10 protein-coding genes, 1 pseudogene and 1 riboswitch are annotated in these 12,839 nt (G+C 72.3%); of the genes and pseudogenes, 2 read left to right on the top strand and 9 right to left on the bottom strand.

Annotation, left to right across the window (positions count from 1 at the left end; translation table 11 throughout):
- Nucleotide 1: 1 nt before the first annotated feature.
- A riboswitch (cyclic di-AMP (ydaO/yuaA leader) is annotated at nucleotides 2-198 on the bottom strand.
- A gap of 291 nt (nucleotides 199-489) precedes the next feature.
- The 7 genes from ABZ154_RS07880 to ABZ154_RS07850 all read right to left on the bottom strand — a co-directional run bounded on the left by ABZ154_RS07880 (nucleotide 490) and on the right by ABZ154_RS07850 (nucleotide 9,553).
- The gene (locus tag ABZ154_RS07880) at nucleotides 490-1,554 is read right to left on the bottom strand and encodes a transglycosylase family protein (protein WP_356830082.1); all 1,065 of its coding nucleotides are present in this window, start codon (nucleotides 1,552-1,554) and stop codon (nucleotides 490-492) included.
- 164 nt (nucleotides 1,555-1,718) lie between these two features.
- Nucleotides 1,719-3,026 carry a cytochrome P450 gene (locus tag ABZ154_RS07875; RefSeq protein ID WP_356830081.1) on the bottom strand — a complete coding sequence of 436 codons (1,308 nt, stop codon included), beginning with the start codon at nucleotides 3,024-3,026 and terminating at the stop codon, nucleotides 1,719-1,721.
- Entirely contained in the window at nucleotides 3,023-4,045 is a 1,023-nt protein-coding gene (locus ABZ154_RS07870; RefSeq protein WP_356830079.1) for a nucleoside triphosphate pyrophosphohydrolase, read from the bottom strand. Before ABZ154_RS07870 ends, ABZ154_RS07875 begins: the two co-directional genes overlap by 4 nt.
- A 64-nt stretch (nucleotides 4,046-4,109) precedes the next feature.
- Complete coding sequence (locus tag ABZ154_RS07865) at nucleotides 4,110-4,766, bottom strand: SurA N-terminal domain-containing protein (protein WP_356830077.1); 657 nt, start codon at nucleotides 4,764-4,766, stop codon at nucleotides 4,110-4,112.
- 140 nt (nucleotides 4,767-4,906) lie between these two features.
- Nucleotides 4,907-6,538 (bottom strand): protein kinase, encoded by a 1,632-nt coding sequence (locus ABZ154_RS07860; protein ID WP_356830075.1) that lies wholly within the window; start codon nucleotides 6,536-6,538, stop codon nucleotides 4,907-4,909.
- Nucleotides 6,535-7,146 carry a hypothetical protein gene (locus tag ABZ154_RS07855; protein ID WP_356830073.1) on the bottom strand — a complete coding sequence of 204 codons (612 nt, stop codon included), beginning with the start codon at nucleotides 7,144-7,146 and terminating at the stop codon, nucleotides 6,535-6,537. Before ABZ154_RS07855 ends, ABZ154_RS07860 begins: the two co-directional genes overlap by 4 nt.
- Before the next feature lie 103 nt (nucleotides 7,147-7,249).
- A complete protein-coding gene (locus ABZ154_RS07850; protein ID WP_356830071.1) occupies nucleotides 7,250-9,553 on the bottom strand; it encodes an N-6 DNA methylase in 2,304 nt (767 codons plus the stop codon).
- Nucleotides 9,554-9,808: 255 nt separating this feature from the next.
- On the opposite strand from ABZ154_RS07850, the gene ABZ154_RS07845 reads away from it, so the two are divergent.
- Entirely contained in the window at nucleotides 9,809-10,531 is a 723-nt protein-coding gene (locus ABZ154_RS07845) for a hypothetical protein (RefSeq protein WP_356830069.1), read from the top strand.
- 233 nt (nucleotides 10,532-10,764) lie between these two features.
- On the opposite strand, the pseudogene ABZ154_RS07840 reads toward ABZ154_RS07845, so the two are convergent.
- Both ABZ154_RS07840 and ABZ154_RS07835 read right to left on the bottom strand, forming a co-directional pair.
- Nucleotides 10,765-11,078, bottom strand: a pseudogene (locus ABZ154_RS07840) (isochorismatase family protein); the annotation flags it as partial.
- Nucleotides 11,079-11,222: 144 nt separating this feature from the next.
- The gene (locus ABZ154_RS07835) at nucleotides 11,223-11,969 is read right to left on the bottom strand and encodes an N-acetyltransferase (RefSeq protein WP_356830067.1); all 747 of its coding nucleotides are present in this window, start codon (nucleotides 11,967-11,969) and stop codon (nucleotides 11,223-11,225) included.
- Between the two features lie 192 nt (nucleotides 11,970-12,161).
- Here ABZ154_RS07835 and ABZ154_RS07830 point away from each other — a divergent pair, with 192 nt between their 5' ends.
- Nucleotides 12,162-12,818 (top strand): hypothetical protein, encoded by a 657-nt coding sequence (locus ABZ154_RS07830; protein WP_356830065.1) that lies wholly within the window; start codon nucleotides 12,162-12,164, stop codon nucleotides 12,816-12,818.
- Nucleotides 12,819-12,839: the final 21 nt, after the last annotated feature.

Raw genomic sequence — 12,839 nt, 5'->3', positions numbered from 1 at the left:
CGAATCTCCTCACCGACGCCTACGAGGTGAGCTGTCGGGTTCGGGCTGATGAGTTGCCCGGTCGCGCGACCTTGCACGCGACTTCACCCCAAGCCGTTCCCGTGCGTCCCGACTTCGAAGGGACTGCCCTTCGAAGGGGCTGCACGGACCCGGCGGCCTACCTGGGTCCCCCGCTCCTGCCTACGGCGCTTTACGCGTCTGTTCCCTTCGACCGACGGCAGGATTCGGCGTGACGGTCGACGGGGCCCGCGGTGCGAGCGGTTCCGACCGTAAACACAGGCAACCCCGACATTCAAAGATGGACATACTAGTCCAATTGGCGCTTACTTGCTCACCCTGACGGATCGTTTCCGCAGGTCGGAGGGGATCTGCACCGTGCGGGCGGACGCGACACGCCAGTTGCAGCAAAGAGACCCATGTCTCACTTACGCATAAGTGGACATAGGTCTCTGAACTACCCGCGATTTTGGGGTGTTTTCCCGAATTCGATCAGTTGGCGGCGGGCGCCTCGGCGCTCGCCCCGGCGCTCGCCCCGGCACCTTCCCCGGCGCTCTGACCCAGACCCAGATCCAGGCTCTGGCCGGGCAGGATCAGGTCCGGGTCGGAGCCCAGGAGGTCCTTGTTGGCCTCGTACAGGCCGGTCCAGCCCTGGGGAAGCTCCTGGGCGTCGGCGATGGCCCAGAGGCTGTCCCCGGGCTGCACGGTGTAGCCGCCGTGGGCGACCGCACTGCCGTCACGCGCGTCACCCTCGCCCCGCGAGGCGTGCCGGCCGGACTCCCGGGGGCCGTCCCCCCGGCCGACCGCACCGGTCTCCTCTGGGGCGGGAGTGCCCCGATGCTTGCCGCCGGTGCGGTCGGCGCCCTCGGAGGCGTCGGGGGCGGAGGCGGAGGGCTGCGAGGCGTCAGGAGACCCAGGGGTTCCGGTCTTTCCGGTTGCCGGGGGCGCGGAAGGCTTCACCGAGGGGTCGAGCGTGTCGCCGCCCTTCTTCTCACCCTTGCCGCTTCCGCCCGCCTGACCGGTCGAGCCCGTGGTGTCGGTCGAGCCCGTCCTACCGGTCGAACCCGTGCCGGAACCTTCCCGTTCACCCTTTCCACCCGCTTCGTCCGAGGGTGCGGTCGTCGGATCCTGGGTGGGGTCGGCGGAGGGCGCGGTACCGGGGTCGACACCGGGCAGGCTGCCGTCCACCGCGAGGCCCGAGATCACCGCGCAGCTCGGCCACGCCTGCGGCCCCTGGTCGCGCAGGACCTCCTCGGCGACGGATATCTGCTGCGAGCGGCTGGCCAGGTCGGCCCGCTCCGCGAAGGCGTCGCCGCCGTACGCCGACCAGGTCTCCTGCGAGAACTGGAGCCCGCCGTAGTAGCCGTTGCCGAGGTCGGCACTCCACATGCCGCCGCTCTCGCACTCCGCGACCCGGTCCCAGGTGGTGGCGTCGGCTGCGTGTGCGCCCGCCGCGCCGAGGAGCGGAATGGCGATGGCCGATCCGGTCACGCCTGCGGCGACGACGATGGCGGGTGCCTGACGAGGGCGGCGGTGTCTGCCGTTCGCGGAGCCCATGGGGTATGCCTTCCGTGCGACTGACAAGCAGGAACTGAGGAGCATGAAGCTGTTGAACAAGTGACGGACGGGCCAAGAGTGAACAGTGGCCGACGCGTCGAACCGTGAACCTAGCGGGACTCGAACGCATGTCACAAGTCGATGCAGCGCAGATCACGTGAAAGTCACAGAGGTGACCGCGTGTCACTTTTTTCGAGGCGGCGTCCGGGCTCGAATTCCACCGGCAGGGTGCGCAGTCCGCGCATGATGAGCCCGCCGCGCCAACGCAAATCGGCCGGTTCCGCAGCAAGTCGCAGGCCAGGAAGGCGTCTCAGCAGCGTCGCCACCGCGGCCTGGCCCTCCAGCCGGGCCAGCGGTGCTCCCAGGCAGTAGTGGATGCCGTGACCGTAACCGAGGTGCTGATTGTCACTCCGTGAGAGGTCGAGCACGTCCGGATCCACGAACCGGTCCGGGTCCCGGTCGGCCGCCGCCAGCACCACGAGCACCGGGTCCCCGGCCGCGATCCCCCGCCCGCCGAGCGTCAGCGCCTCGGTGGCGTACCGCCAGGTCGCGAGCTCCACCGGCCCGTCGAACCGGAGCAACTCCTCGATCCCGGTGGCCAGCAGCGCGCTCTCCCCCGCCGCCAGGGATGCCTCAAGCCGGGCGCGCTGCTCGGGGTGGCGCAGCAGGGCGTACGTGCCGTTGCCGATGAGGTTGACCGTCGTCTCGAAACCGGCGAAGAGCAGGATGAAGGCCATCGCCGCGGCCTCGTTCTCGGTGAGGTGCTCGCCGTGGTCACTGGCCCGGATCAGCCCGGAGATCAGGTCGTCCCCGGGATTCTCCCTCTTCCGGTGGATGAGTTCGGCGAGATAGCCGCGCATCTTCTTCACCGACCGGGCCACCCCGCCGCGCGGCCCGCCGCCGTGGCGGATCATCATGCCCGCCCAGTCCCGGAAGTCGTCCTGGTCCTCGCGCGGGACGCCGAGCAGCTCGCAGATGGCGTAGATGGGGAGCGGGAAGGCGAAGTCGTGGATCAGGTCCGCCTTCCCCTCTTCGACGAAGCGATCGATGAGCCGGTCCGTCAGCTCCTGCACCCGGGGCGCGAACTCCGCCACCCGGCGCGGGGTGAACGCCTTGGAGACGAGCCGGCGCAGCCGCGTGTGGTCCGGCGGGTCGATGTTGAGCAGATGCGTCATCAGCTCCGCCGCGCGCTCCCCCGGGATCCCCGTCTTCCCCTTGGCCGCCGCGGACCCGGCGTGGTTCGCCGGGTTCTTGGAGAGCCGCGCGTCGGCGAGCGCCTGCTTGGCGTCCCCGTACCGGGTCACGAGCCACGCCTCGACCCCGCTGGGCAGCGCGGTGCGGTGCACGGGGCTGTGCTCGCGGAGCCAGGCGTAGGCGGGGTAGGGGTCGGTGGCGAACTCCCAGGTGAAGAGTCGGGGGGCGTCTTCGGGCGTCGAGGAGGTGTTGTGGGGGCAGGCGGGGGTGTCGGTCACTCCCTGACGGTATCGGGCGGGGTGACGGGTCCTCCGCCCTCCGCCGCCACGATCGCGTCCCTATAAGCGCGCGCCGCCGCGCGCAGGGCGGCCTCCGGGTCCGTGCCGTTCGCCTCGGCGCGTACGGCGAGGGCGAGGAGCTCGTAGCCGATGGTGTCGCCGGTGGGAAGGGGGACGTCGAGTCCGGCCGTACGGACGCGGCTGCCGAGCTTCGCGGCGAGGGCCAGGCCGGGCTGGCCGAGGGGGATGCCCTCGGTGACCGAGGTGCGCTGCTTCTCGATCGCCTTCGTGCGCAGCCAGTGCGCGTGGACGTCCTCCGGGGTCTCGGCGCTCTCGTCGCCGAAGACGTGCGGGTGGCGGTGGATCAGTTTCTCGACGAGTCCGCCCGCCACGTCGTCGACGGCGAACGGCTCCTCGGGATCCTCCTCCGCGATGCGCGCGTGGAAGACGACCTGGAGCAGGACGTCGCCGAGCTCCTCGCGCAGCTCGTCCCGGTCGCCGTCCTCGATCGCCTCGACCAGTTCGTACGCCTCCTCGATGGCGTACTTGGCGAGGCCCTCGTGCGTCTTCTGCGAGGTCCAGGGACACTCGCGGCGGATCCGGTCCATGACCTGGACCAGGTCCAGGAGGCGGGCGCCGGGCAGGTCGTACGAGCCGGGGAGCAGCTCCAGGTCCGGCATGGCCACCCGGCCCGAGCCGCCGAGCCGGGCCAGGCCGTCGGTCAGCCGGCTGTCCCCCTCACCACCGGCCAGGACGACGACGCTCCGGCCGCCCGCGCAGGCGGCGACCAGCTCGTCGGCGGAGGGCGCCGCGTGCTCGACGCGGACGCCCGCCTCGCGGAGGTAGGGCAGCTGCGGGTGGTCCGGGTCGGGGTTGAGGACCTGGTCGGCGGCGTGCAGCGTCTGCCAGGCCGGCCAGGAGAGCAGGCCGGGCGCGACCCGGTGGCTGGCGGTGAGCAGGACGATACGGCCGGGGTCGCCGGGGGTGGCACTGGGCGTGCCGGGGGCTTCAGCGTTCACCCGGCGAACCTACCCGGCACGCCACCGGGTCAGGCGCCCGGCGGGTGCCCGAACGGCAACCGGCTCAGGCACCTGCCTGCGGGTCCTGCGGTGCGAACTCGGTGACCTGGGTGATCCACGGCGCCTTGTAGGTGCCGAGCTGCATCTTCTGGTCGTCCCAGGCGCCGAAGCGCGGGTTCACGTCGATCTTCAGCTGCTTCGACGCCTTGGTCAGCGCCTCGCCGACGACCTGCTGGCCTGCGGGGGTGCCGAGGTCCGCGCCGAGCGCCTTGGCGAGCTTGGGGAGCAGGACCTCCTGACGCATGTCGCCGTCGATCTGGTCCGGGGCGACCCAGCGCTGCTGGAGCATCATCGCCCGCAGCTGCTCCTCGCCGCCCGCCTGGGCGCGGCTCGCTGTCCGGGCCTCCTGGATCTCCTTGCGGGTGACGGTGACCCCGGCGTCCTCGGCGGCCTTGTCCAGGATCCGGTCGAAGATCAGCCCGTGCAGCTTGGCGCGGTTCAGCTGGCCGGACTTGTTGACCAGCTGGGCGGCCTCGGGCGAGCTCTCCTGAGCGGCGCGGACGTCGGCCGCCTGCGCCTGGACCGCCGAGACCTCGATCCGCTCGCCGCCCACGACGGCGGCGGCGCCGGGGTGGGCCTCGTTGCCGCAGGCGGCCAGGAGTGGGGCCGCGAGCAGGGTTGCGGCGGAGACGGCGAGCGCGGTGCGACGACGGCGGTGCAAAGGAGCCTCCCGTGGAGAGTTTGTGCATCGGTGCACAAGCCTTGCGGTGATCGATGGTAGGCAGTGGATGTGATCGGTGCCACTGATTCGACCAACGATTCGGGAGGAGTTGGGGATGTGGGGCGGCCGGCCCTCTGGAATCAGCCGCCCCGGACGTCCTGCTGGTGGCTGAGGCGGCGGCGCAGGTCGGCGGGGAGCGGGTGGTGCGGCCCGTACGTGCGCTCCGCGTCGTACAGCAGCGCCTGGAGCTGGGCGCGGCCCGCCGTGTGGTCCCCGACCGCGAGCAGGAGCTGCCCGATGCGGTGGCGGATGTCGAGGGCCCGGCCGGGGTCGGTGGTGACGGCCCCGTAGGCGTTCTCGTAGTACGGGAGGACCGCGCGGTACTCGCCGAGCGCGGCCGTGGCCTCGCCTAGCTGTTCCAGGCACTGGGCGGCGTCGTATCGGAACTGGAGGACCTGGGCGTCGGCCGGCCCGGTCTCGGTGGTGCGGTCCTCCGCGAGGCGGCGCAGCTCCGGGAGGGCGCGACGGTACTGCCCGTCGTCCATCAGCGTCGCCGCGTACTGCTTGCGCAGGATGCGGACGACCGGGGAGTGCTCGCCGTGCTCGGCGGCGGCCGCCGGGAGGATAGCGCCGAGGATGTCCACGGCCTGGGTGATCCGGCCCTCCCCGAGCAGCTTCTTGACCTCGTCCACGGCCTGCGCGACGTCCGGCCGGGCGGGCGGCGGGGTGAAGGAGGTCGGCGGTGTGAGGGGCGGGGCCGAGGAGAGGAGGGAGGCGACGGCGGGCCAGGGGGTGGTGCCGGCCTGGGCCTGCGACGGTACGGACGCGGGTACGGGCGCGGAGGCTGGGGTCGCGGCCCGGTCCGGCCAGGGGGCGTGCGGGCGCAGGAAGGGGCGGGTCGGGTCGAGGGGCCCGGCGGGACTGCCGTGCTTGGGCAGCAGCGGAGCCAGTTCCTCGTACACCTCCTGCGCGGAGGCCGGCCTTTTCTGCGGGTCCTTGGCGAGCAGCCGCAGCACGAGCGCTTCCAGCGCGGCGGGGACCTCGGGCCTGCCCTGCCGGACGGGGAGCGGCGGCTCGTAGAGGTGGCGGTGCAGGACGCCGAGCGCGGTGGACCCGGCGAACGGCACGTCACCGCTGAGCAGTTCGTGCAGGACCACCCCGAGGGCGTACAGATCGGTGTACGGGCCGACCGCGCCGCCCATCGCCTGCTCGGGAGCCATGTAGGCGGGGGAGCCGATCGGCGAACCGGTGTGCGTGAGGCGGGTGGTGTCCGTGTCGAGGACGGAGGCGACGCCCAGGTCGAGGACGGTCACGGAGCCGTCGGGCCGGACCATCACGTTCCGGGGCTTCAGGTCGCGGTGCACGATCGGCACCGCGTGCACCGCGCACAGGACCGCGCAGAGCTGCGCGGCGACCGCGACGGCCCAGGGCCAGGGGTACGGGTCCTGCTCGGCGAGGTGGTCGGCGAGGTCGGCGCCCTCCACGTACTGCATGACGAGGAAGAGGTCGTCACCGTCGCTGCCCGCGTCGTGGACAGTGACCAGGCCGGGGTGGTCGACCTGCGCGGTGACCCGGCACTCGCGGACGAACCGGCGGCGCAGCTCGTCGGCGGCGGCGCTGCCGGTGGGCCCGGCGACCCGGTCCGGGCGCAGCAGCTTCACGGCGACGCGGCGGTCCAGGCGCTGGTCGTACGCCGTCCACACCTGGCCCATGCCGCCCTGGCCGAGGATGGTGGCCAGCTCGTACCGCCCGGCGATGACCCGGTTGCTCACCGGCCTTCGCCCTCCTTGCGGAGGTAGTCGCTGAGCTCGTCCAGCTCGGCCCGGACCTGGTCGAGGCGCTGGGGCGCGGGCGAGGGCGGCGGGGTCGGGACGGTGTACGGGTTCGGGGTGGGCGGTGGCGTCGGGTGCTGGACCTGGGGCTGGACGGGCGCCCGGTTCTGCGCCTGGGCGGGCGGGTGCGGGGGGACGGCCGGTCGGTACGGGACCGTCGCGGAACCGGCCACGGGCCGCTGGGTGCCGTACGGTCCGGGCGCAGCGAAGTGCCGCGTCTCCATGATCAGGTAGTACGTGATGACGCCAACCAGGATCGCTATGAGCCACCCGACGCCGATCAGGGCCTGGGCGTCCGTCGTCTCGTCCTCCTCGGGCAGGCCCGCGAAGAACGCGAACAGGCCGATGGTGAGGACGACCGTCACCGCCAACAGCCACCAGTCACGCGACTTGCGAGTGACGACCGCGAGCCTCAGCATCGCCACCCACCCGAGGAAACCGCAGCTCAGCACGGTCAGCACAACAAAGAGCGCGCGCAGCGTGATGAGCGTCCCCGAGGACGGCCGGGGCGTCGGCGGCTGTTGCGGCGGATAGCCGTAGCCGTGCATGTGCTGCTCCTGGGAGGCGTACGTGAGTCGGGCATGTGAGGTGAGCGTATACACCGCCGCCGACAGACCGTCCCCGGTTGTGACCAACCAATTGCCTATGAGGTCACCGGGGCGTGACCGTACCGTCCGTCAGCCCGTCGTACATCCCCCTCACCAGCTGCCCGCCGAGCCGTCCGGCCGTCCGCAGGGCGTCCTCGAACGCGGCGAGCGCGCGGAACTGTTCCCCGTACCGCTGCTGTTCGGCCAGCGGCAGCCGGGGCAACTGGAGGCGGCGGGCGTCCAGCCGGGCGGCGGTGGAGGCGTAGCTGCTGGCCTGCCGGTGGTTGGCGGTGCCGCGGAGGAACCCGGCGAGGAACCAGGGGTCGATGGCGGCCGGGTCAGGGCGCAGAAGCTGGAGGTTGCGGCCGAGCGCGGCTCCCGCAGTCGCCTCGTCGACGACCCGGGCGACGGATCCGCCGCCGAGGACGGGGACGATGACGTCGCCGGGTTGGAGGAGGGCGGGGTCGTCGGGAGTGGGGGCTCCGGTGCCGGTGGGGGGCGGGGCGGGGGTTCCGGAAGGGGCCGTGCCGGCGAGGACGTCGTGCTCAGTGAGGACGGGGGCGGTGCCGGTGCCTGCATATGAGGCTGCGCCCGTACCTGTACGCAGCAACAGTGCTCCCGCGCGGGCGAGTTCACCGACGGTGGTGAGCGGCCAGCGGGCCGGGGCGGAGAGCTCGGCAGGCGGCGGGGTGAGGTGGGCGGTGAGGCGCAGGGTGTCGGCCAGCTTCTCCCGTACGTCTTCGAGACCGGCCGCTCCGCCCCCTGCGGCGGGCCGGGGCAGATGGCGGGCGGGGGCCAGGTCCACGTCGTCGTCGAGGAGTTCGATAACGGGGACGACGCGGCTGACCCCGGGGTGGTCCGCCCGGTCGCGCCAGGCGTCGAGTACGGCGGCGTGCACGGCGGGCCAGTCCAGCCGGTCGCGCCCGCCGCTCGTCTGCGTTCCCGTCGTCGTACCCGGCTCAGCGGGGTCCGTGATGTCGACGAGGAGAATTTCGGGGACGGGGTGGAGCGCGCCGCCCGGCTTGCGGAGGACCCAGAGGTGGAGCGGGATGCCGTACGGGGGTGCGGCGCCGGCCGGCAGGGCGATCACCGCGCGCAGGGCGCCCCGGCGCAGGAGGTCGGCCCGGATGCGGCGGCCGGAGCGGCGGGAGGCGGCGGCGGGCGGCATCAGGAGGACGGCGGTGCCGCCTGTGCGCAGACGGGCCAAGGCGTGCTGGACCCAGGCCAGTTCGGACTCGGTGCGGGCGGGGAAGCCGTACTCCCAGCGCGGGTCGTAGGCAAGTTCGTCGTGGCCCCAGTTGCGGTCGTTGAACGGCGGGTGGCAGAGCACGGTGTCGGCCGCGAGCTGCGGGAAGGCGTCGGCGCGCAGGGCGTCGCCGCCCCGTACGGTCCGGGCCGGGGCGCTGCGCGGCGAGCCGTCGCCCTGGAGGACGAGGCGCAGGGCGGTGAGCGCGGCGAGGGAGGGGTCCGCCTCCTGGGCGAGGAGCTCGGCGGGCCCGGCGACGGCGCGCAGCAGGGTCCCCGTACCGGCGGCGGGGTCCAGGACGCTGCGGACGGGCCGTCCGCCGCCGCCCGGTGGGTGTGTGTCCTTGCCGGTCTCCGCGAGGGCGGCCATCAGCTCGGCGAGGCCGGGGGGCGTGAGCGTGTACTGACGCGGGTTGGCGTCGAGTTGCCGACCGAGCAGGAACTCGAAGGTCTGCCCGGCCCCGATCCCGGCGGCCAGGTCGGCGGCGGCGCGGAGGAGCGGGACGGAGGGGAGTAGGGCGTCGGCGGAGGGGGTGGGGACGGCACGGGTGATGTGAACAGCCGAGGCGTCGCTGAGAACGCCCGCAGCGTTGTGAACTCCCCCCGCGGCGGGTGGACCAGCAGCCGGTGAGTCGACGGAGAGCCGACCGGCAGCGGCATCACCGTCCGCTGGCGGCGCGTGGCCCGGCGGGACGGGAGCGCCGCTGCGGGCCCGTGCCCCCGCGTCAGGGTCGAGCCGGGCGCCGAGCACCTCCTCCATCGCGTGCGGCAGCACGGCGGCCATCCGCTCATCGGAGACGGCGGTCAGCTCCAGCCACACGGACGGCCGGTCGCGGACGAGCAGCAGGGCGCAGCCGGTGTGGACCAGGGCCGTGACAGCGCCCTCCGGGTGGCCGGCCGTCTGCTGCCAGACGCGTTCACGGAGGGGGACCTCGGCGAGTTTCCCCTGGTCGCGCAGCCACTGCTCCACCTCGGGCAGCGCAAAGGAAGGGCTGGTCCCGGTGCCTCCGACGGGCTTGGGAAAGTCGGCGTGGCGCCGCCGCCAGTTGCTGACGGCGGCCCGTCCGACTCCCGCGAGACGCGCGATCCCCGCCGCGGTCACCTCTGTCGCCTGCTCCGGCACTGACTGTCTCCCCGCTTCGCCCGCGCTGCTCGGTCCGCCCGGCCCAGACCGCCCAGGTCTGCTCACGCTGTCCGACGCCGTCCAACGCTGTTCACACTGTGTCGCGAGCATAGCGACTTACTCGGGCGACACCCAGGAGTAGCGTTGCCCGATCCGTTACACCTTAGTCATGTTGACTCGGTTCACAAGCTCTGTTGTTATTACCTCGTTCGCACACCTGATCACCTCCCTCACCCATTCACCGGAGCTTCCGCCATGCGTCTCGTCACCCGTATCGCCGTCAACACCGTCTGCGCGACGGCTCTCCTGGCCCTCGTCTCCTGTGGCGCGGGCGCCGACAGCGGTCCGTTCGGGGACCTTTCGGGGCCCGAAGTCACCAACAAGGCCCTCACCACGACGAAGAAGGCGGAGTCGATGCGGCTCTCCCTCGACTTGCTCACCAAGGACGGCCGGATCAAGGCAGATTTCTCGAGCAGCACGTCCGGGGAGTGCACGGGGACCATGTCCATGAGCCCGAAGGGGACCGTGGAGATCATCAAGACCGGCGACACCGTCTACACCAAGTACGACGAGGCGTTGCTGCGCCAGGAGAGCGAGGGAGAGCCCGCGGAGGAGGTCGACGCGACGGTCAAGCTGCTGGCGGGCCGCTGGATGGAGTCGAAGGCGTCCGACCCGGACACCAAAGACATGATCGAGTTCTGCGACCTGCAGGGGCTGCTGAAGAGCATCGAGGCGAACGACACCGAGGCACAGAAGGCCGGCGAGGCGAAGGTCGACGGAAAGCCCGCCCTGCGGCTGACGGAGAAGGACGGCAAGGAGACCCACACGTTCCTGGTGGCCACCGAGGGCGACCCGTACATCCTGCGGATCACGTCCAAGGGCGGCGAGGAGCCGATGACGCTGAACCTGTCGCAGTTCAACCAGCCGGTGGTGGCGAAGAAGCCCGCGGCGAAGGACATCGTCGACCTGGGGCAGTGACGTCGGCCCAGGTGACGCGCGCCACCAGGTGCGGTGCCCGCTCCAGGTGAAGTCCACCTCGGCGGCGGGCGGAACCCGGATGCGCCGCCCGGGAAGCGCAGGTTCCGGTAGATCTCGTCGTGGTGGGCGATCGACGCCCCCGGCGCGGCGTGCGGGCCGGGGCCGGGCCGGAGTGACGTGGTGTGGGCGTCGGTGACGAGCACCACGTCGTAGCCAAGGCTCAGCGCCCGCCGCGCGGTGGACTCCACGCAGATCTCGGTGGCGAACCCGGTGACGACGGCCTCGGTGACGCCCATGCCCCGCAGCGTCGCGTCGAGGCCCGTGTCCAGGAAGCTGTCCGGGCTGGACTTGGGGACGACCGCCTCGTCCTGCGCGGGCGCGAGTGCGGGGGCGTGTGCCGGCCCTCGGCCCCCGGCTCCAGTTCGTCGTCCTGGTGCTGGGCCGTCACCACCGGTACGCCGGCCGCCCGGGCCCGTTCCCGGAGCCCGGCAATTGCCGCGACGGTCGCGGCGCCCTGGTGGGCGATGGCCACCAGGGCGTTCTGCATGTCGATGACGAGGAGGGCGGGGTGCGCGGCACGGGCACACACGCTAGGGCCGACGGGTGGATGGCGCACCGGAGTTACGGAGCGTCGGATTCCCCGGACGCCGCCTCACCACCAAGGGCGCGACCTCACCGCCGGGTCGCCCCCTCACACCCGGTGCCGCACCCACACGTTCGGCTCGGCGTAGAACGCGTACCCGTGCGCGGGCGAACAGTGCACCGGCACCAGCGCGCCCGGCACCTCCACCGGACCCTCCGTGTCGAACGGCAGCCCGGTCCACCCCCGCCACTGCTCGAGCGTCCCGCTCACCGTCATCGACACCGGGGCCACCGAATCCACGACCCCGCCCGCCCGGACATGGACCCGCAGCCACGGGTCCTCGGGCAGCCCGTCCTCGGCGCGGGTGAGCCGGGCGTACTCCTCCATCGGCAGCGTGGCCCGCAGGTGCTTGCCGCTCGGCCGCACGGGCGCGACGACCTCGCCGAAGCCGTGCCGCCGCGCGTTCTCCCGCATCGCGGCCAGCATGCGGCCCGAGATCCCCTTGCCCTGGTGGCCGGTGGCCACGGTGATCTCGAGCGCGCCGACGGTGTCGGGAGTCCGTCCGCGCCGCAGGTCCGAGAACGCCCACAGCAGCATCCGGTCCCAGCCGTCGGCGGGGAGCTTCCCGCGCCCGGGGGCGTTCAGCTCGAAGGGGACGCTGTAGGCGCGGGCGATCACGGTGCCGTCCGGTGCGGTGGCGACCAGTACGTACTGCGGGAACTCGACGGCCAGCCGCCCGAAGTTGGCCCAGCCGACGATGTCCTCCAGGACGAACTCGGGCCAGTTGTCCGGCATCCGGTCCAGGGCGTCGGTGAGTTCGGGTCGCTCGGCGAGCGTGGTGATGTGCAGTTCCATGCGGCCGACCTTAACCAGGCCGCACCGCCTGCGACCAGGAGTTTTCGACGCACCGGCCGGGAGGAGGCCTGCCCGGCGACCACGCGTGGAAAGCCCCGGAACCCACCGCAAACCGGCGGAACCGTGAGGTGTCCATGTCGCGTCCCCACCCGTGACTTCGTACCCGTGCACCACGTGATGAGGAGCAGCACCATGAGCCAGCCAGGCAGTACGCCGTCCCGCCCCCGGAGAGGAGCCGGGTGTCTGCAGAGCCTGTTGGTGCTCGCGGTGATTCTCGGCCTGGGCTACGGCGCGTTCAAGGTCTTCGGTGACAAGGACTCCTCCTCGTCGTCCTCGTCCCCCTCCTCCGCCTCGGACGGCAAGGGCGGTTCGTGGGAGGTCGGCGACTGCGGAGGGCCGGACCCGGAGAACAAGCCGGACGGCTACCGCGCGTTCGACTGCGACGACGCCGAAGCGACCTTCGAGGCGCTGGAGATCAAGAGCGCGAGCATCATGCCCAACGCGATCCAGTGCCCGGCCGGAACCGACCTGATCATCCAGGTCTCCCGGGTCTTCGGCTCCGGCGACAACAAGAAGAGCAGCGGCATCCCCACGAACACCGTCTGCGGCCGGAACCTGACCGGTGACCACCCCGGGGACGCGGGCGCCGGCGGCGGGCAGCTGGTGAAGGGCGACTGCATCACGTCGACCGCCAAGGAGATCGCCTGCGCCTCGGCCGGGTCGGACGCCTTCAAGGTGCTCGACCTCGTCAAGGAGAAGGAGGAGTGCCCGGCGGCGACCACGGAACCGATGCAGCTGATGATGGCGATGGGCCGGCCGTACGACGTGATCTGCGGCGGCAAGGTCTAGTCGCCATCCGGCGGGACCATG

It is taken from the genome of Streptomyces sp. NPDC006261, assembly GCF_040613515.1.
Taxonomy (GTDB): Bacteria; Actinomycetota; Actinomycetes; order Streptomycetales; family Streptomycetaceae; genus Streptomyces.
This window is presented reverse-complemented; position numbering and strand designations above follow the sequence as displayed.

Coding starts and splice junctions, on each gene's coding strand:
- ABZ154_RS07880 (WP_356830082.1), bottom strand. CDS start 1,554: ATGGGCTCCGCGAACGGCAGACACCGCCGCCCTCGTCAGGCACCCGCC.
- ABZ154_RS07855 (WP_356830073.1), bottom strand. CDS start 7,146: ATGCACGGCTACGGCTATCCGCCGCAACAGCCGCCGACGCCCCGGCCG.
- ABZ154_RS07845 (WP_356830069.1), top strand. CDS start 9,809: ATGCGTCTCGTCACCCGTATCGCCGTCAACACCGTCTGCGCGACGGCT.
- ABZ154_RS07835 (WP_356830067.1), bottom strand. CDS start 11,969: ATGGAACTGCACATCACCACGCTCGCCGAGCGACCCGAACTCACCGAC.
- ABZ154_RS07830 (WP_356830065.1), top strand. CDS start 12,162: ATGAGCCAGCCAGGCAGTACGCCGTCCCGCCCCCGGAGAGGAGCCGGG.